The sequence below is a fragment of the Spirosoma litoris genome, from assembly GCF_054776755.1.
In genome coordinates this window covers 176,386-197,084 of the sequence record NZ_BAAHBI010000002.1, presented here as the reverse complement: position 1 = coordinate 197,084, position 20,699 = coordinate 176,386, and the positions used below count along the sequence as shown (strand labels likewise).

The following is a 20,699-nucleotide window of genomic DNA, read 5'->3' as shown; positions in this document are numbered from 1 at the left end:
TATCCTGAAAAGCTGCAAAAAAATCTTCGTACGCTTATAGGTGCTAAAATTCTTTACGTACTTTTGACGCAAAGGAACAACAATGACTACGAACCGAGTCAACTATCTGCTTGCTGCCCTTTTGATGGCAGGGAGCCACTACACGACGGCCCAGCAGGCGCACGTTAATCTGGACTGGAATCCGCAAAAAAATACCCAGAATCTGATTCCGTTTGGCGCTACCGTCATCTCCCCCGAAGTTCGCGATGATCATACCGTAACGTTTCGGCTCAAAGCGCCCGATGCGAAGCAGGTGATGCTAACGGGTGGGCCGATGTTGCTAGCGTTGAAAGCGAAAGATCCTATTCCGTTTCAAAAAGGTGACGACGGTCTTTGGACGCTAACCGTTGGGCCAGTCAAGCCAGATATCTACGTCTATAAATTTATCATCGACGGCGTTCAGGTTGTTGATCCCAACAATACCCTGACTGGTTTCAACGACCAACCGGGCTATAGCAATCTGGTCGTTCAGGGCGATGGTCCGGCCTATTACGATGCCAAACCGGTACCACACGGTGCTGTCACGCGGCATATTTACCATTCTGATGTGCTGAATGGAGAACGAGAAATCTATGTCTACACGCCACCAGGTTATTCACCCAAAAAGAAATACCCAGTTCTGTATCTGGTCGGTGGTAGTGGTGAACTGGCATCAGGTTGGGCGCTCGATGGGCGAGCTAATTTCATCGCAGATAACCTGATTGCCGAGGGTAAAATGGTTCCTATGCTGATTGCGATGCCCAACAATCAGGTTGTTCACCGCACCGACCCGAATCATACGGAGAAAACCTTTCCGTTGTTCGAAGAGGAGCTAAAAAAGCAGATTATTCCCTTTGTCGACAAGACCTACAGTACTCGTGCCGACCGGAAAGGACGTGCGTTGGCGGGCCTATCGATGGGCGGACGACACACGCAGTTGGTGGGGCTTAAAAACCTCGATTTGTTCAGTTCGTTCGGTGTTTTGAGCGCGGGTGATCTGGAAACGGAGAAAGTGAGTGCGGCCTTATTGAACGATCCGGCAGCTAATCAGAAAGTAGATTACTTACTAGTTGGGCAGGGCACGGGCGAAGTAGAGACCATTGGCAAACGGGCCGTGGCCCTGCACGAGGCTTTGCAGAAACACAACGTCAAGCATGAGTATTATGTCGGTGGAGAAGGTGCCCACGATTGGGGAACCTGGCGGCATTTGCTGTATTATAAATTACTGCCAAGCCTCTGGCGGAAATAGTAAAGTGTTATGGCGCGAGCCTCGCACCATCGCATCTATCAGTCTTTAAAACCAATTCTATACCCTATGAAAAACACACGCAGTATTTTGCTGGCGCTTTGCACTACTTGTTTATCGATAGGCGCAATGGCTCAAATGGCTCAGAAAACGCCAAACGATACCTTAAAGTCGCCCAAGGTGCTGGACGACAAACGAGTGATGATTCAGATTTACGCTCCCAAAGCGAGCGAAGTAACGATAGGCGGGGACTTCCTGTCCAGCCCAAAACCACTTAGCCTGACCAAAAACGATCAGGGGGTATGGTCGGTGTTGATTGGGCCACTGAAACCCGATTATTATTCGTACACGCTGATGGTAGATGGCGTGCGGACGATGGACCCCAAGAATCCGGTGATCAAACAGGGCATCAGCAGTTTAGAAAACATGATGGCGCTCACTGGCCCGGAAACCGCTTTTGAAGATAATAAAGCAGTGCCTCACGGCGAAGTACGGGAAGTTTGGTATTCATCGAACACCTTGGGTATGATGCGTCGGATGCATGTGTATACCCCACCAGGTTATGAAAAAGGAACAACGAAATACCCCGTATTTTATCTGCTGCACGGCGGTGGTGATGACGATTCGGGCTGGAATACCATTGGGCGGTCGGGTTTTATTCTGGACAATCTGATTGCAGCCGGGAAAGCGAAACCGATGATCGTTGTAATGCCAAACGGGAGTATGCCATTACCTCCACAAACAGGTATGCCCGATGCGAATACGATGAATCGCATGCGGGATTTGTTCTCCAGCGAATTACTGAAAGACGTAATGCCTACCGTTGAGAAAAGCTACCGTACATTAATTACGCCCGAAAGCAGAGCGATTGCTGGTCTGTCGATGGGTGGCTTCCAAACGCTGGACGTTACCCTGACACGCCCCGAATTGTTTAATTATGTAGGTGTATTCAGTTCGGGCTTCTTTGGCGCAACCGCCGACGAAGCCGATACGAAATATGCCAAGGTCCTGAACGATCCTTCGTTCAACAAAGGCAAAAAACTGTTCTGGGTAGCCATTGGTAAAGATGATTTTGTGATGGAGGCCAACAAGAAAACGTTAGCCATGCTCGACAAGCATAACATCAAATACCAGTACAAAGAAACATCGGGTGGCCACACCTGGGTTAACTGGCGCCAGTACCTCAATGAATATACGCCAATGCTGTTTAAGTAGGCGAAAGACAATTTGAGTTATTCGGCTACGCAAGTTTAGATTATCTTGTGTGACCCCGATGGGGTCAAAAGTCTATGGAAAGGCAATTATCTCTATAAACATCTGACCCCATCGGGGTCACACGAGATATACTTCAATTTAGTTCGACCTGATTGCTTTCGTTGCTATGCAACTATGTTATACCATTACCATTAACCACTTCAACTGGATGAACTTAATTCGACTCTTTCTCTTCTTTACCTTCCTAAACGTATCTGCCTTTTCATTCGCGGCCAAAGTCGATACGCTGGACATTCCATCGGCAGCTATGCAGAAGAACCTGGGGGCTGGTATCATTCTTCCTAACTCCTACGCCAAAAGCAAGTCGGCCTATCCTGTGCTGTATCTGCTACATGGTGGCGGAGGTAAATTCAGCGACTGGCTGGCCAAAACACCCGACAAAATGCTGTTGCATAATCTGGCCGATCAGTACAACCTGATTATCGTGACGCCAGAAGGAGAGCCGTTAAGTGGCTATTTAGACAGCCCAATTCAGAAAGACAATCTGTTTGAGACCTACATCACCAAGGAGGTCATCGAGAAGATTGATAAGACCTATCGGACAATCCGCGACCGGAAAGGGCGGGTTATAACGGGCCTGAGTATGGGTGGACATGGCGCCCTATACCTATCAACCCGTCACCCGGAGTTGTACTGTGCGGCTGGCAGCATGAGTGGCGCATTGGACCTGAGTGCAACCCATTGGAAAATAACCCCTGAGTTTGCCAAACAAATTGCCCCTGAATTTGCCCGGATTTTGGGTCCCGTTGGCTCAACGCCAGACCTGTACGCGTTGAATTCAGTGGTCAACATGGCCGATAAGATAAAAGCGAATGGCTTGCCGCTGATCATTGATTGTGGTGTTGATGATTTCCTGATTGAGCCGAATCGGGAGTTGCATCGCCGGTTGGTGTATAATCAGACACCACACGATTACACCGAACATCCTGGCGGCCATACCTGGGAATATTGGGAGAACTCACTACCTTTCCACGTCCTGTTTTTTAGTAAAATCCTGAAAGGAAATGGCGCATTGACGCCTTAGTAAATGAATGGGTAATGAATAATGCATCATGGAAGGTGTCCTGACTATTTATTCGGGGTCGGCCATGCGGTTCATTTTACATTATCCATTACCCACCGCCTAGTTGCTATTACTTAAATGAGAAGACGTACATTTCTGAAAAACACCTCTGCCGCTGGTATCGTAGCGTTGGTTACGCCATCGGGAGTTATTCAGGTTGCTGCTAAATCAGCTGTCTCAGATGTAAAAGCCGCCAAAGCCTTTGTCGACGCGTTCGTAAATCCACCGATGTCGGCACGGGCGCAGGTCTGGTGGCACTGGATGAACGGCAACGTAACAGCCGATGGCATCACCCGCGATCTGGAAGCGATGCAGCAAATTGGGATTGGTGGGTTTCAGAATTTCGATGCAGGTACCGGTATTCCCAAAGGCCCGGTTGTGTATTTAAGTCCCGAATGGCTCAGCCTGAAACAGCATGCCATGAAGGAGGCCGATCGGTTGGGACTGGAGTTTACGATGCACAACTGCCCCGGCTGGTCGTCGAGCGGTGGGCCGTGGATTACCCCCGAATTGGCCATGCAGGAGATTACCTGGAGCGAAGCCTACGCAACAGGTGGTCAACCAGTAACGCTCAAACTGCCCCAACCGCTTAGCAAGCTGGATTATTACCGGGATGTTGCCGTTCTGGCCTTTCCATCGTTACCTGGAGAGGGATCGCTGGAAGCCTTGGTCAACACGGTTACAGCCAGTGGGGGCACGAATTCCAGTACACCCGGTGCATTAGCCGGGTCAGAAGGCGTAACGGTACAACCAGCCGCCGAAGGGCAGCCAGCGTATTTACTTATTGAGTTCAAACAGCCGTATGAAGCCCGATCAATTAGCTTTCTGAGTAAGTCAGTGGGTAAACAGACAGGCGGTGGTGGCGGTTTTGGAGGTGGGCCACAACTGACCCTTGAAGCGTCAGATGATGGTACTCAGTTTCGAAAAGTACTAACTGGCAGCGCGGGCCGCTCGGCCGATTACGCCCATAGCCTGGCAGAATTTGCGCCCGTGAAAGCAAAGTATTTTCGGATCATATCGCCGGGTGCCCGACAGTTTGCACAACTCAGTTTTTCGGGAACAGCTCGACTAGCCGATTGGCAGAAGAAAACCAACAAGGACTTTGGCGTGATGGGCGTGTCGAACGATCAGGAGGGAGCTGACAAAGCAGCCATCAACCTGTCTTCGATTGTCGATGTCTCGTCATTCATGAATAAAGATGGGTTACTTACTTGGAATGCCCCAGCAGGTAACTGGACAATTCTGCGACTAGGTTATACGCCCAACGGCGAGTTGAATCGTTCGGCACCCGATACGGGCATCGGGCTGGAATGTGATAAATACAGTCAGGCGGCCATCGATTTTCATTTTAATAAAATGATGGAAAATCTGCTGCCCACGTTAAAACCATTGACCCAGAAAGGGAAAGTTGGCCTGCTTATCGACAGCTATGAGGTGGGTATGCAGAACTGGACACCGCAGTTTGCTGAAGAATTCAGGAGACGCAACGGCTATTCACTGCTCAAGTATCTGCCAACATTAACCGGTCGTTTGGTTGATACGATCGATACTACAGAGCGGTTCCTGTGGGATTTCCGTCGAACACAAGCTGATTTGATGGCCGACAACTATTACGGACGATTCCGGGAGTTGTGCCACCAACAAGGAATCGTTGCCTATGCCGAACCGTACGACCGTGGGCCAATGGAGGAAATGCAGATTGGTGCGCGCGTCGATGTGAACATGGGTGAATTCTGGAATGGTCTGTCGTCGCTGTTTCAGAACAACCTGACCATGCACCGGACAACCAAACTGGCAGCTTCCATTGCACATACTAATGGCAAACAGACAGGAGGAGGCACGCCCGCTAATCCGCAAGTTGTAGGGGCCGAAGCCTTCACGGGTGAGCCGGAATCATCGCGCTGGCAGGAGTACCCGTTTGCCATGAAAGCCCTGGGCGACAAGATGTTTACGCAGGGTTTAAACCGAATTATTTTTCACCGATACGCCCACCAGCCACACCCAACCGCCTTACCCGGTATGACAATGGGCCCCTGGGGTATTCACTTCGACCGAACCACAACCTGGTGGAAACAGGGCCGGGCGTGGCTCGATTACCTGGCGCGTTGTCAGAGTTTGTTGCAGCAGGGCCTTTTTGTGGCCGACCTGGCCTACTTCACGGGAGAAGAAGGCAATGAATATACAAAAGTTGAACCGCACGAACTGACGCCGACGCCACCCGCACAGGGTTATGATTATGATCTGATCAACGGCGAGACGCTTGTCAGAAAAGCCAAAATCGAAAACGGAAACCTTAGCCTGCCCGATGGCATGAGCTACCGGGTTCTGGTACTTCAGGACCATAAAGCGCTAAGTCTGGAACTGTTGCGTAAGCTGCGGGGGCTGGTTAACAGTGGTTTAGTGCTGATTGGTGCCAAGCCATCTACCTCACTAGGCCTCCGTGGACAGACTAACGGAAGTACTGAATTCAGCCAGCTAGCGTCCGAAATCTGGGGGGGCATAAACGGGACGACCGTTACCGAAAACCGACTGGGTAAAGGGCGCGTATTCTGGGGGCAACCGATTCAAGCTGTTCTCAACACACTGGCTATAAAACCCGACGTTGTGGTAGCGTCCCGCTCCGGCGATGCGCCCATTACGTGGATACACCGACGTATTGGTGATGCGCACGTGTATTTTCTGGCCAATCAACGCCGGATGTACGAAGAAACCGTTTGTACGTTCCGCGTGGGCGGAAAGCAACCAGAATGTTGGGACGCAGCTACTGGTAAACTAAGCCCGATCTCGATCTACGAAAACCTTCCGGGCGAAACTCGATTACCAATTCAGTTCGATCCGGCAGGTTCGCAATTCATTGTATTTCGTTCACCCGCTTCGGAAAAACAGATACGGGCAGTGGTGAGTGGCAAGGAAACGTTGCTGAGTGCAAGGCCTTTTTCTACATCGACTCCCAAACAATATAAAGACGTAACGAACAATTTCTCCATTAGCCTTTGGGCGAAGCCAGAGCTGAACATCATGCTTTCACCCACTGGGTTTATGCAGCATGTGAAAGACCCCTGGACGGACTACTACGCCATTTATCCACACGCAGGCACCGACTTATATGGAACTGGGCACGCGACCTGCGGGCTTGCCATTGGCCGAAATGGTGTGGCGGTATGGGAACGGACAACTGGTAAGCCTGTTTTCCGAATGGCGGCTCCCACGGCTATTTCTGGCTGGAGTCATGTGGCGTTAGTTTACAAAGAAGGCGTTCCATCAGTATTTGTAAATGGTAAGCGGATCCAGGAAGGGAAAAGTGGAGGAAGTATTGTACATCCGGGCTTGGGACAGGCGTTGCTCAGTGATGGAGCTTCGTTTTATAATGGCGATATGACTCAGCCCGAATTGTTCCCAGAGGTATTGACCGATGACCGCATCCGGCAATTAGCCGCTCAACCAAAATCGCCGACCAGTTCACTCCCCAAAGTCGAGTTGGCACGGGATGGGAAATCGGCGCTGCTGTTCTGGCAAAATGGACAATACTCATTGCAGGATAAGTCGGGCCATGCTACAACCGTAGCTGTGTCTGGAATCAATTCGCCAACGGAACTGACCGGCGACTGGCAGGTGAGTTTTCCGCCAAATCTGGGCGCTCCTGAACAGATTACGCTTCCTAAATTGATTCCCTTAAATACACATTCGCAGGATGGTGTAAAGTATTTTTCGGGCACAGCAACCTACGCTAAAACACTGACTATACCCGCTACGGCAAAAGGGAAAGGGAAGCAGTTATTTCTGGATTTGGGTCAGGTAGAAGTGATTGCCAATGTGGTCGTAAATGGCAAAGATTTGGGTACGCTCTGGAAACGTCCGTACCGAATCGATATCACCGATGCCGTGAACGTTGGGGCAAACAAGCTGGAAATTAAGGTGACGAACCTCTGGCCAAATCGCCTGATTGGCGACGAGCAGTTGCCTGATCCTGATAAGTTTACGCCCGGTGGCGGAGCGGGTGGATTTGCGAGCCTCAGCAATGGCGCTATCGTAGAGTTGCCCAGTTGGTACAAAGAAGGCAAGCCTAAACCTGCCAACGGACGAGTGACGTTTACGACCTGGAAACACTATAATAAAGATTCGCCTTTGCTGGAATCGGGCCTGATTGGCCCGGTTGTGCTGCGTGTGGCAGAATTGAAATTGATTGGTTGATGATAAAAAATGGGTAATCATGAGGTAGATGCTGATGAGTTTATACTATCTAAAAATCTTTTTATGAAACATACCTTCCTCCTTTTCCTAACTCTCCTTTCCAGCACGGCCTTCAGTCAATCGACCATTGTTAAAACCGCAAATGGCCAGATCGAAGGCACCGTTAACAAAGCGGGCGATGTCCGAATCTTTAAGGGAGTTCCTTTTGCAGCGCCACCCATCGGAAATCTTCGCTGGAAAGCACCACAGCCTGTTGCCAGTTGGACTGGCGTTAAGAAATGTCAGGCGTTTGGGCCAAGTCCGATGCAAGGAAAACCCGCGCCGTTTATGTACTGGTCGACGGAATTTCTGATTCCTGCCGAACCCATTAGCGAAGATTGCCTGTATTTGAATGTCTGGACGGCGGCCAAATCGGCTACTGAAAAACGGCCCGTGATTGTTTATATCCCTGGCGGTGGTTTTCGGAGTGGGGGAGGAGCGTGCCCTATTTATGATGGAGAGGCAATGGCGAAGAAAGGCGTCGTGTTTGTCAATATCAATTATCGACTCGGCGTTTTCGGTTTCCTGGCCCATCCTGAACTCTCGCAGGAGTCAGGGCATAGCGCATCGGGTAACTATGCATTGATGGACATGATTGCGGCTCTTCAATGGGTTCAGAAGAATATTGCCGCGTTGGGTGGCGATCCTCAAAACGTCACCGTGGCAGGGCAGTCGGCGGGTGCGTTTGCGGTTAATTTTCTGACAGCATCACCTTTGGCGAAAGGGCTTTTTCAGCGCGCTATTGCCGAAAGCGGAGGTAGTTTTGTCGCAAGCCCAATTCGTCCTAAGCTGACAGTGCAGGGCGCTGAACAGCAGGGTGTTTTGTTCGCGAAATCGCTCGGTGCAAATTCACTGGCTGAATTACGGGCAAAATCGGCCGATGATATCCTGAAGGCTAACGGTGGTTTGAGCGCTCCAATTGTCGATGGCTATGTTGTTCCCGAATCCATTTATGACATCTATGCAAAGGGGCATCAGAACGACGTGCCGTTGATTGTCGGCTGGAATGCAGATGATCGCGTTTCGGGTCCTCCTGCCAAAGCCGAAGTGTTCCGGGAACAGGTTAAAAAGCGATTTGGCGATAAGGCCGACGATTTCCTGAAAGTTTATCCCGCTCAAACTGATAGCGAAGCCGCAACCTCGCAGATAGCGAGTAGTCGCGATGAATCGTTTGGTATTCAGGATTATACCTGGGCTAAAATGCAGACGAAAGCAGGTAAGTCGCCGGTATACGTCTACAATTTCAACCGCAAATTACCAGCCGCTACACCCGAATCACAATTTGGTGCATTTCACTCGGGTGAGATCGTGTATGCCTATAATAATCTGCATACATTGAACCGCCCGTGGGAGCCTGTCGATCTGGCAATTGCCGATGCGATGTCGTCGTATTGGGTGAATTTTGCTAAAACGGGTAATCCCAACGGCGAAAATTTACCGAAGTGGATCGCTTATACACCTGGCATCGAAATCGTGTTAATTTTAGATATAACAATTCATAATATCCCATTGCCCACCAAACCCCAGCTGGGGTTTTGGGAGCAATATTATGGAGTTGGGAAGTAACGAAAGATTGCCTAGATAAATATTTTTTTGTCATTCCGACGTCAGGAGGAATCTCAAGCTTGACTAATACGAAGCTTGAGATTCCTCCTGGCGTCGGAATGACAAAAAACGCCCAATATATTTGATTAATAACTGACCAACCATGAGAAAGAAAAGTATCTATATCACCGCCTTAAGCCTACTCTCGGCAGCCGTCGCGTTTGGCCAAAACTGGACTGAAACCAAGTCTGGAAGTTGGACGAAAGTCGCGAACAAGGGCGGTCAAACGCTGGGTTATGCCTCTACTTCGGGCGTAAAATTGCTGACCGACAAAGGCTTTGCCTTTAAAGACCTTAACAAAAACGGTAAGCTAGATAAGTACGAAGACTGGCGGCTACCAGCCGATGTTCGGGCTAAAGATCTGGCGTCTCAAATGACCGTCGATCAGATTGCCGGGTTGATGTTGTATAGTAGACACCAGCCCATTCCGGCAGCGGCTGGTGGACCATTTGCGGGCACCTATAACGGAAAAATATTTGCTCAAAGTGGCGCTAAAGTTTCTGACCTGTCAGACCAGCAACGAGAGTTTTTAACGAAAGACAACCTGCGCCATGTCCTGATCACGTCGGTACAAAGCCCCGAAGCCGCTGCCGAATGGAACAACAATGCCCAGGCGCTAGTTGAAGGGTTTGGCCTCGGCATTCCCATCAACAGTAGTTCGGACCCACGGCATGGTACCCGCGCCGACGCCGAGTTTAACGCCGGAGCAGGCGGTGCCATTTCCATGTGGCCGGGTTCGTTAGGGCTTGCCGCGACCTTCAAGCCTGAACTGGTGCAACGGTTCGGGCAGATCGCTGCGACGGAATACCGGTCATTAGGCATTGCTACAGCCCTTTCACCCCAGGTTGATTTAGCGACCGACCCCCGTTGGAATCGGGTAAGTGGTACGTTTGGCGAAGATCCAAAACTGGCAACGGATATGGCCCGTGCGTACGTCGATGGCTTTCAAACATCGACCGGTGCCAACGAAATTACGGGCGGATGGGGCTATCATAGCGTGAACGCCATGGTGAAGCACTGGCCCGGTGGTGGTTCGGGCGAAGGTGGACGTGATGCACACTATGGCTACGGTAAATACGCCGTTTATCCAGGCAAGAATTTCCAGACACATTTCCTGCCGTTTATAAACGGGGCCTTTAAGTTGAGTGGCAAAACGGGTATGGCTTCGGCCGTAATGCCCTACTACACAATCTCGTTTGATCAGGATAAAAAGTATGGCGAAAACGTAGGGAATAGCTATAACAAATACATCATCCACGACCTGCTCCGGACCAAATACAAATACGATGGGGTAGTCTGTACTGATTGGCTCATTACGGCCGATGAAACGGCTGTTGATGTGTTTCTGACGGGGAAATCGTGGGGTGTCGAAAAACTGTCGGTAGCCCAACGGCACTATAAAATCCTGATGAATGGCGTCGACCAGTTTGGCGGCAATAACGAATCAGGACCAGTGATTGAAGCGTACAAAATGGGTGTTAAAGATCACGGTGAAGCCTTTATGCGGGCCAGATTTGAGCAATCGGCGGTTCGATTGCTTAAGAATATTTTCCGGGTTGGGTTGTTTGAAAATCCCTACCTGGACCCACAGATGTCGCAGAAATCGGTAGGAACGGCTGAATTCATGAAAGCGGGTTATCAGGCGCAGCTAGAGTCGGTCGTGATGTTGAAAAACAAAGCTAAAGCGTTGCCATTGACCAAGGGCAAAACGGTATATATCCCGAAGCAATTCACACCAGCAGGTCGTAATTTTCTGGGCATGGATATTCCCGAAAAACTTGAATACCCGGTTAGCCTGAACATCGTAAAGAAATATTTTAACGTAACCGATAACCCCGCCGAAGCTGATTATGCACTAGTGTTCATGCGCAGTCCGGATTCAGGAGGAGGCTACAGCATTCCCGATGCCAAAGCGGGTGGCACAGGCTATGTTCCGGTTAGTCTGCAATACGGTGACTATACCGCTCAAGGTGCCCGTGACCCAAGTATCGCTGGTGGCGATCCACTGGAGAAATTCACGAACCGAACCTACAACGGCAAAACCGCTAAAACAATCAATACCACTGATCTGGGCATGGTTACCGAAACTGTTGCTATGATGAAAGGCAAGCCCGTGATTGTAGCCTTACAAGTATCTAATCCAACAGTCGTTAAGGAGTTTGAAGCTCAAACGAATGCAATTCTGGCGCACTTTGGCGTACAGGATCAGGCGCTTATGGATATTCTGACGGGTGTCCATGAACCGTCGGCCCTGTTACCCATGCAGTTTCCTGCCGATATGAAAACGGTAGAAGCGCAAGCCGAAGACGTTCCTCGCGACATGACATCGTACCGCGATTCGGAAGGACATGTTTATGACTTTGGCTTTGGCCTGAACTGGAAAGGCGTTATTCAGGATGCCCGAACCGCGAAGTATAAGCAAGCGGTTTTGAGTTTGAAGTAATAGTCATGTATCGCGGGCGGAAGCCCGTGTAGCCGAAGGCTAAGTTATAGTATTGCTACATATATTAGCCTTCGGCTACACGGGCTTCCGCCCGCGATACAACACAAACAGCTTTATCAATTCTAAAATGAATACAACCCGTCGTCATTTTCTGGGACAGCTAGGTGCCCTCGCTACATTACCGATCTTACCAACCATCGATTCGCTGGCGGCTCCCAAACCTTTATTTTTCAAGATTTCCCTGGCGCAATGGTCACTACATCGGGCATTGCTCAAAAAGGAAACGACTACCCTTGATTTCCCTGTCAGGGCCCGACGTGATTTCGGCATAACGGCCGTTGAGTACGTTGATCAGTTCGTGAAGAACGAACCGGCTTATCTAAAAGAGCTGCTTAAACGGAGTAAAGATGAAGGCGTTGTGAACCACTTGCTTATGATCGATACAGCGGGGAATTTAGTTGACGCTGATGCCGCTAAGCGAGCGGACGCTATTGCCCGTCATTATGCGTGGGCCGAAGCCGCTAAAACCTTAGGTTGTAAAACAATTCGGGTGAATTTACAAAGCAAGGATTCTGCCAGCGAAGTCCAGAAACGGGCTATCGAAAGTATGGGCCGACTCGCGGAAAAGGTTGCTCCGTTGGGTATCAATGTCGTAGCCGAAAACCACGGCGGGCATTCGTCGGATGGAAGCTGGATGGCCTCGGTTGCCAAAGCCGTCGGCAAGCCCAACTGTGGCCTTTTGCCTGATTTCGGGAATTTCTGCCAGTCGCATGATTGGGGTAGTTCAGAAAAAAACTGCGATCAGCTATACGACCGCTATAAGGGCGTGGCCGAAATGTTGCCTTACGCCAAAGGTGGAGTAAGTGCCAAAAGTTACGGATTTAACGCACAAGGACAGGAAACGAAGATCGATTACGCCCGCATGCTCAAACTGGTGAAAGCCTCAGGTTTCAAAGGCTATATCGGTGTCGAATTTGAAGGCGAAGGTATGGCCGAAGACGAAGGAATTCGCCGAACAAAGGCTTTACTTGAATCCGTGGGGAGTAAGTTAGTATAAGTCAGAAGAGGTGTCAGCTTTGAGAAGCTGACACCGCAGAAAATCATCAACCTACTCGTTCATATTCTACAAAATCAAACGGGACTGCGTGTCGCTCATCAACTGGATGTGGGCGTCGGCTAACTTCCTTCCAATCAGCTTTATCGAAGGTAGGGAAATAGGTGTCGCCTTCGAAAGACTGATGAATTTCAGTTAGATAAAGCGTTGTGGCAATAGGAAGAGCCATTGCGTAGATTTCAGCACCGCCAATCACGAAGATTTCATTGGTTGCGCGGTCGGCTTTTTTCGCCGATTCAATTGCTTCCTCAAGCGTATGGACAACTGTCACCCCTGTCGCAGTAAAATCAGGGTTGCGGGTAATCACAATGTTAGTTCGATTGGGTAGAGGCTTGCCAAGTGCTTCCAGTGATTTTCGGCCCATAATAATGGGATGATGGCTGGTTTTACGCTTAAAAAAAGCGAAGTCATCCGGTAAATGCCATGGCATGTCGTTGTCGCGACCAATAACACCATTTGAGGCAACAGCAGAGATAAGGCTGATTTTCATATTTTAATGAGTGAATGAGCGAAAGAATGAAAGAGCGAAAGAGTGATATAGCTTGCTCATTCACTCTTTCGCTCTTTCGCCTTTATTTTTCCGCCGTTCCATCAACTCTTTCCAGGTGGTAACGATGATGCCTTCTTTTTCGACATAGGCCTTCAAGGCGGGGTCCATCATGCCCAGCATATCACCCTTACGGCTTTGGCCCGACGAACTGATCAAGTCAAATGTAGGGGTAGGGGATGTGCAGTGCATAATGATGTACGTGAGACCCGGTTTTACGGAATTGAGCAGGTCGATGAATTTCTGCGTTTTAAATTTCTGTAAGGCTTCGTCAGTGGCGCTTGGTAAGTTATAGCTGGTGATGCTACCGTCCAGATCATCCATAACCGGTAAGCCTGCGTCCCAGAGTTGCTTGCCTACCTGCTGTGCCAGTTTCTGCATCGGTTCTGGTACTTTGTTGGCTTTGAAGATTAAGGAAGCGTGGCCAGCCGGAAAGAGAACCGGAATTTTTTCTTCGATGGCTACCTTGGCATAAGTTCTAATAAATTTAGGATCAAAAAGCGTTCCCATGTGCGAATCCATGTGTGTTGGTTGCAACCCAAACGACCGGTAACGAGCTAGTTGTGCCCGAATCTCGGCTTCAACTTCATCGGCTGATGCGTGAGCAACCACCTGAGCTACTTCGGGCCAGAAACTTCCCTGCTCATCATACAAACCGGGTGCTTTATCGCGACCTACCAGTGGATACCAGCGGTAGTTTTTCCATTCGGACGTTAGCGTCAGGTGAACACCTGCATCAACGTTTGGATGTTTTTTGAGGTAATCAAAAAAGTGAGGTACCCAGCCACAGGGCATCATGATACTGGTTGAATTGGCAATCCCTTTATCGATCGCGTTTATCGTTCCGATGTTCGAATCATAGCTCATTCCCGCATCATCGACGTGGAAAATAACGACTTTTTTGCCTTTCGGAAAGCCAAGTTTCTCTGCGTAGGTTTCGGTTTGGGCGTTGGCGGAGAAGTGGGTTAGGGTTGAGAGCAATAAGCAAGTAAGGAATAATTTCATAAAAGGTAGGTTTAGAGTACTTGAGGAATAAGCCGAAAAGTAAAAAGTATTTTGAACACAGAGGCACAAAGAACACAGAGTTTATTTTTTAACTCTGTATTCAACATCACAATTTATTCCCCCGCAAAAACTCCTCAGCGGTCATGCGTCGTTTGCCTTCGGCCTGGAGGGCGTTAATCTGTAACCAGCCATCGGCAGTCCGAACCAAAATCGTTTTTTTGTTATCCGTGTAGGCTTCGCCCGGTTCAGCCGCAAAAGGGGATTCGTTGGCCAAAGAAACGTCGTAGAGCTTGAACACTTTTCCATTGATCAACGTCCAGGCCGATGGATAAGGCGATAAGCCGCGCACGAAATTGCGAATGGCATGTGCCGATTGATTCCAGTTGATCTCGGTAGTTTCCCGACTCAGTTTTGGGGCTGGCTTTAAGTCGCTGGCGACGGGTTGGGGGGTACGTGGGTATTCTCCGGCCTCAATGGCATGTACGGTTTTCAGCACCAGATTGGCCCCCCGTTCCATCAATCGGTCGTGTACCGATCCAGCGTTGTCATCGGGATAAATGGGTTCGTAATCCTGAAATATCATTTGCCCCGTATCAATCTCTTTTTCAATAAAAAAGGTCGTAACACCCGTTTCTGTTTCGCCGTTAATAATGGCCCAGTTGATGGGAGCTGCTCCCCGATACTGCGGCAGCAACGATCCGTGCAAATTAAACGTACCAATAGTAGGCATTGCCCAGACAACTTCGGGAAGCATTCGAAAGGCAACCACTACTTGAAGGTCGGCCTGATAACTGGCTAATTGTTCCAGAAATGCAGGATCACGGAGCTTTTCGGGTTGCAAAACGGGTAAATTGGCCGCTTCGGCAGCTTTCTTTACCGGTGAAGGTGTCAACTGCAATCCACGACCTGATGGACGGTCGGGAGCGGTGATAACGGCAACAACCTGGCAGCCCGCACCAAGGAGCCTATGTAGGCTGGCAACGGCGAAATCGGGCGTACCCATAAATACAATACGAAGCGGATTTGGCATGAATCAGTTAATCAGTTTTTGCTAAGCCTGGCGGCTATATGTTGATATAGCCGGGAAGTATTTCTATTTTTGTATCACTAATGCGTTGCTCCAAATGCGTCAGTATGTAATTGGCCGGTAAATAGCTCAGCCTATGCGACTAACAATTTTTTATAACCCTGAACCGTTTGCTTCGGAAACCCGACGGCATCCCTGACGCGTCTGCAAAGAAAACCAATTTGGTTGCAGAACGGTCGGTGTACCGTTCTTTTTGTTTTTACGGAGCACACCAAACCCAATGTGAATAACGAGTACGTATTATTTTATTATGGCAAAGATTTCATATTACACAGAAGAAGGACTCAACCGGCTGAAAGCTGAATTAGTTGATCTGAAAACGAAAGGGCGAACCGCAATTGCCCGCCAGATTGCCGAAGCCCGCGACAAAGGTGACCTTAGCGAAAATGCTGAATATGATGCTGCTAAAGATGCACAAGGTCTCCACGAACTGAAAATATCGAAGCTCGAAGAAGTGCTGTCCAATGCCCGGATTCTGGACGAATCGACGATTGATACTTCGCAGGTATCTATCTTATCGAAGGTGAAGATCAAGAATAAGAAGAACGGTGCCGAAATGACCTACATGCTGGTTTCTGAGGAAGAAGCCGATTTGAAATCGGGTCGGATTTCAGTAGGTTCTCCCATTGGAAAAGGTCTGCTGGGCAAACGTGTTGGCGAGACCGCCGAAATCAAAGTACCCGCTGGCGTATTGGAGTTTGAAGTAATCGAGATAGCCCGGTAATTTTAATGATGAATTATAAATGATGAATGAGGTTGCTTTCTGCCAAGTTGCCGGTGTATTTTACATTCATAATTCATCATTTATAATTCATCATTGACTTATGCCTTCCATTTTCTCTCGCATCGTTGCTGGTGAGATTCCTGCTCACAAAATCGCTGAAACCGACGATTATCTTGCCTTTCTGGATGTAATGCCTACAGCTATGGGGCATACGTTAGTCATTCCTAAGAAAGAGGTCGATTATATTTTTGACCTGGATGATGAGTTGTATCTGGGCCTGATGGCATTTGCCAAAAAGATTGCGCCCGCCATCGAAAAAGCCATTCCTTGCCAACGCATTGGCGTAGCTGTTGTTGGCCTGGAGGTGCCTCACGCACACGTTCACTTGATTCCGCTCAACTCGATGGCGGATATGAATTTTCACAATAAACTAAAGCCAACGCAAGCCGAACTAGCCGAGACGGCAGAAAAGGTCCGAGCGTTTTTATAAATAATAGTTACTTAAATTGTAACTTTATAGAGCAATAAATACTATTTATTGCTCTATTTTTATGCCCATTCTGTATGATTAGAGTCGAATGTAAGATCTCTTAGTCATACAGAATGGGCATAAACATTTATACCACCGTGCTTCGATGAAAAAAATCTACACTGTAGCCTTTTTAAGTTTATTACTATTCTTTGGGACTTGCGCCGTTGCTCAAACTTCTCTCCAATGTGGCGTTAATGATAGTCACCTCCCAGATAGCACCGTTCGGCTCATGAGCCAATTGCCCCGACTCATGGCCAATCAGAAAGCCCGTAAAGCTGCTGGCGAACGAAACGTTTGCCGACTTGCCATTGAGATAGATTCGGATACGTATCTGGAATTTGAGAAGGATACGAACCGTATTCGTAGTTTCTTTTTGGAGAGAATAGAATTAGTGTCGAAGATTTTCGAGCGAGAGATCAATACTCAGCTTGTAGTTGTTTATTTCCATATCTGGAAAGATACTGAACCAGACCCCTACCGAAATCAGTTGGATATTTTTAAACTCAGTACGATTTTTAGCAATACTTGGAGAGGGAAATTTAATCAGATTCCATATGATAAACGAATTTACTTCCCAACAAAAGCTGTAACTGGAGCAGGAGGGCTGGGTGGAGGAATTGATGCTGTTTGTGCTAATTTAGTTGACTTAAACACTATTGCTCACGAACTCGGCCACTGCTTTGGTTCTCCTCATACACATGATTGTTCATGGCCTGGAGGGCCTATTGATTTTTGCTCTACTATCGAAGGCGATTGCTATACAGGGTCACTGCAAACCATAAAGGGAACCATAATGAGTTATTGCAGCAACAATGCTAATCTAACTTTCCATCCACTTTGTCAGGCTTTAATTACTGACTTTGCTATTAAAAACCTGCCTAAGCTGATCAAACCTGATAAAGCTCCAACTCTACCGGCTCAATCTCTTCTGGCAGGAACGCCATTTCTTTACTGGGATGGTCAGCCTTTAGCTGAACACTATGCTATTGAAATTGCAACTGATCCTGATTTTATGCAAAAAATTAGTAGTGATACCACCCTCGTCAATGGTTATGATATGAGTGCCTTGACGTTAGGTAAAGATTACTATGTACGGGTTCGATCGGTTAATAAATTTGGTGTGTCGAGTTGGTCATCGGTAGGGAAAGTCCAATTAGTAGGCACGAATGGTATCTTGCCCCCAACGTTAGTATTTCCTATGCAAGACCAACGGCAAATGCCATATAATGGAGACAAGCGGGAATTTTTGGTAGAACCTGTTGAAGGGGCTACCAAGTATGAACTTCAGGCAGCCTCATCAACCGATTTATTGTTTAGATACCCGACCTCAACTATTTCGGGTACGACGTCTATCAGTCTTAGTTTGTATACATCGGGTGCTATGCTATGGCGTGTGCGGGCAATAGCAGGTGACAAAAATGGCCCCTGGTCAACTATTCGGCGATTTAGCGTAAATAGATTTTTTGTAGAACTTCCTTTCTATTCCTATGGACTTGCCCCCCTTTCGTTTCCGTACATTTATTCTCCCTATAGCAGTCAGACAAAAGTTCAAATAACGCTAGCTACTGATACTTTGTTTATAAAGCCTCTATCTGTGAGTGAGTTTCAGAATGCATATACTTATACAGGATATTTAGATAAATTATCACCAAACACAACTTATTATTTAAAAGTAGAGGAAATCAATATCGGGTCACCCTATTACCCCGTTGGTACGACAAGCCGATTTATACAGTCATTCCGAACAGGTAATACACCCCTATCAACACGCTGGTCGTTTGTAAATAGTATTACACATCCTACACTTCCACAAGGACGGACCGGACCATTGGTTGCTGGTACTAATTCTGTTTGGACTTTAGCGACTGATGGTCCCGTGCGTATTAGTCAAGATAGCCTTAAGATACAGGTGTTTAATCAGGAAACCAGCAAAGGGAAAATAGGTAATGTATCTGCTTTGCTGGCTGGTGATACCGATGGTAATGTGTGGTTGACAAACCAAATATCGGTTAACATTTTTAAAAATAGCTTTTCTGTTCCATACTACCAGACTGGACGTATATCTGCCCAGACGAAGGATCTAACCGAACGAACAACTTTTCATGGTGCGAATTTGCTTTCCAACTTTTCGGTTAATCCCCGTTTATATAATTCATATAATGGAATCCTTTATGGAATAGAAGCTGATAGCTTAGTTAAACTATATACGCCACCTGGTAATGAATCCATTAATACATTGTCGCAGTCAGGTATAATCTGGATCATTCAATCAAATTCATCGAGTACAACAGCACCAAGCGAACTTGTGCAACTGAATACTATTACACACACTAAGCAGATCTTCAATGCTGATAACACACCACAACTAGGTAAATATTTACAATATATGGCAATCGATGGGCTTGGAAACTTGTGGGTGTCACAATCAGGTTCGACTACTGGATTTCCGCCTTTGGCCAAATTTAATGGCCAAACCTGGACAGCCATGAATCGTAGTTCGACGATGCCTATTTCGTATGTAAGTAGAATGATAGCCGATAGAGTTGGTAATCTCTATGTTATAGATAATTCGTCTTCGCCTGCACTATATAAGTATGATGGTATCGTCTGGAAGAAATTAACTGACTTAGAGCTTTATAATAATTTAGGCTACATGACTGTCGATGATCGGGGAGATGTATGGTTTTCAGGTGGTTATCAACTCATGCGCTATTCGCCTTGTCCTGACTTACCTACGCCCGATCTCACAGCATCTAGTAAGGTAATTGACGCTGGCGAAAGTGTAATCTTACAGGCAAATGGTTGCTCGAATGTGCTTTGGTCATGGAGCAGCAGAACCGAAACGGTGAATGATAAACTGGTACAGGGCACGAATCAGCTAATTGTACAACCAACAGTCAATACAACCTATCGAAGTCGGTGCTATGTTGACGGAGGATGTACGGGAAACGAAGCAAGCCTAAAGGTAAGTGTTGGTACAACTCTAAGGCTGACTAAACTAAACAAATCCATTTATTGCCAGAACGACTCGCTCATAGCCACCTATGAGTTTCAGGGCAAAGTGCCAACAAACAATCAATTTTCGTTTGTACTTAAGAATACGAAGCAGACAACTTCATTTCCAGCCATTGTACGGGACAATCAATTGAGCATGAAAATCCCTGTAACTCTGCCGGGAAGTTATTATTGGGCCTTTGTTGAAACTGTAAACCCAACTGTGCGGTCTGTCGATTCAGTGCGAATTGCTGTTAATCCTCTTCCAACAGCTCAGTTTTCTACAGATAAACTGATGGTTCCTCTAGGGGATAGTACGCGTATCTTTATCGAATTGACAGGTACACCTCCCTGGCAATTTACACGATGGGATGGACAAACTATTCAGACAAGCAATTCTCCTTATTTGTTTACATTAAAGGCAACCCAACCCAGAAATTATAGCATTGCTATAACGAATTTCAATGATAACTACTGCGCGGCAGGCACAGTAGCGAGTAGCTTTGTTATTAGTGCATTGGTGCTGGCTAATGAACCAATTGTGGCTGATGGTATTTCGGTTTATCCCAATCCGATTACTAGCCAGCTTACAGTTGAACTCAAAGCAGGTATTGCCCCATTGCTCAGACTTCAATTGCAGGACGGACAGGGGAGGTCGATTCGCCAGAAAGCATCGGTAGGAAACTCCCGAAGGGAAGAATGGGACCTGAGTGGAGTACCTTCTGGAACGTATATCTTACACATTGAAACACAGGATGGTCGGTCTGCTAATTGGAAAGTGGTTAAGCAATAAAAACGGTTTATGCGCAATTCCCC

The 20,699-nt window shown here is 47.8% G+C and carries 13 protein-coding genes; 10 read left to right on the top strand and 3 right to left on the bottom strand.

Annotation, left to right across the window (positions count from 1 at the left end):
* The first annotated feature begins 82 nt into the window (after positions 1-82).
* From ACYVGR_RS01630 to ACYVGR_RS01600, 7 genes are all read left to right on the top strand, one after another.
* Entirely contained in the window at positions 83-1,267 is a 1,185-nt protein-coding gene (locus ACYVGR_RS01630; RefSeq protein ID WP_460953389.1) for an esterase, read from the top strand.
* 66 nt (positions 1,268-1,333) lie between these two features.
* Positions 1,334-2,479, top strand: a complete 1,146-nt coding sequence (locus tag ACYVGR_RS01625) for an esterase (RefSeq protein WP_460953387.1) — start codon at positions 1,334-1,336, stop codon at positions 2,477-2,479.
* A 208-nt stretch (positions 2,480-2,687) separates the two neighbouring features.
* Positions 2,688-3,563: an alpha/beta hydrolase gene (locus ACYVGR_RS01620; protein ID WP_460953385.1), complete on the top strand. Its 876-nt coding sequence runs from the start codon at positions 2,688-2,690 to the stop codon at positions 3,561-3,563.
* Between the two features lie 117 nt (positions 3,564-3,680).
* Positions 3,681-7,793, top strand: coding sequence for a glycosyl hydrolase (locus tag ACYVGR_RS01615; RefSeq protein ID WP_460953383.1), 4,113 nt, complete (start codon positions 3,681-3,683; stop codon positions 7,791-7,793).
* Positions 7,794-7,856: 63 nt separating this feature from the next.
* Positions 7,857-9,398, top strand: a complete 1,542-nt coding sequence (locus tag ACYVGR_RS01610) for a carboxylesterase/lipase family protein (RefSeq protein WP_460953381.1) — start codon at positions 7,857-7,859, stop codon at positions 9,396-9,398.
* Between the two features lie 142 nt (positions 9,399-9,540).
* Complete coding sequence (locus ACYVGR_RS01605; protein WP_460953380.1) at positions 9,541-11,880, top strand: glycoside hydrolase family 3 protein; 2,340 nt, start codon at positions 9,541-9,543, stop codon at positions 11,878-11,880.
* 127 nt (positions 11,881-12,007) lie between these two features.
* Positions 12,008-12,937, top strand: a complete 930-nt coding sequence (locus ACYVGR_RS01600; RefSeq protein ID WP_460953378.1) for a sugar phosphate isomerase/epimerase family protein — start codon at positions 12,008-12,010, stop codon at positions 12,935-12,937.
* 46 nt (positions 12,938-12,983) lie between these two features.
* On the opposite strand, the gene ACYVGR_RS01595 is transcribed toward ACYVGR_RS01600, so the two are convergent.
* The 3 genes from ACYVGR_RS01595 to fmt form a co-directional block, all read right to left on the bottom strand.
* On the bottom strand, positions 12,984-13,484 hold the full coding sequence (locus ACYVGR_RS01595; protein ID WP_460953376.1) for a dihydrofolate reductase: 501 nt from the start codon (positions 13,482-13,484) through the stop codon (positions 12,984-12,986).
* 60 nt (positions 13,485-13,544) lie between these two features.
* Positions 13,545-14,546 (bottom strand): polysaccharide deacetylase family protein, encoded by a 1,002-nt coding sequence (locus tag ACYVGR_RS01590; protein ID WP_460953375.1) that lies wholly within the window; start codon positions 14,544-14,546, stop codon positions 13,545-13,547.
* Between the two features lie 106 nt (positions 14,547-14,652).
* Entirely contained in the window at positions 14,653-15,576 is a 924-nt protein-coding gene (fmt, locus tag ACYVGR_RS01585) for a methionyl-tRNA formyltransferase (protein ID WP_460953373.1), read from the bottom strand.
* A gap of 307 nt (positions 15,577-15,883) precedes the next feature.
* Here fmt and greA point away from each other — a divergent pair, with 307 nt between their 5' ends.
* The 3 genes from greA to ACYVGR_RS01570 all read left to right on the top strand — a co-directional run bounded on the left by greA (position 15,884) and on the right by ACYVGR_RS01570 (position 20,676).
* Entirely contained in the window at positions 15,884-16,357 is a 474-nt protein-coding gene (greA, locus tag ACYVGR_RS01580; protein WP_460953372.1) for a transcription elongation factor GreA, read from the top strand.
* 100 nt (positions 16,358-16,457) lie between these two features.
* On the top strand, positions 16,458-16,847 hold the full coding sequence (locus tag ACYVGR_RS01575; protein WP_460953370.1) for an HIT family protein: 390 nt from the start codon (positions 16,458-16,460) through the stop codon (positions 16,845-16,847).
* Between the two features lie 145 nt (positions 16,848-16,992).
* A complete protein-coding gene (locus tag ACYVGR_RS01570) occupies positions 16,993-20,676 on the top strand; it encodes a M12 family metallo-peptidase (protein ID WP_460953368.1) in 3,684 nt (1,227 codons plus the stop codon).
* Positions 20,677-20,699 lie beyond the last annotated feature (23 nt).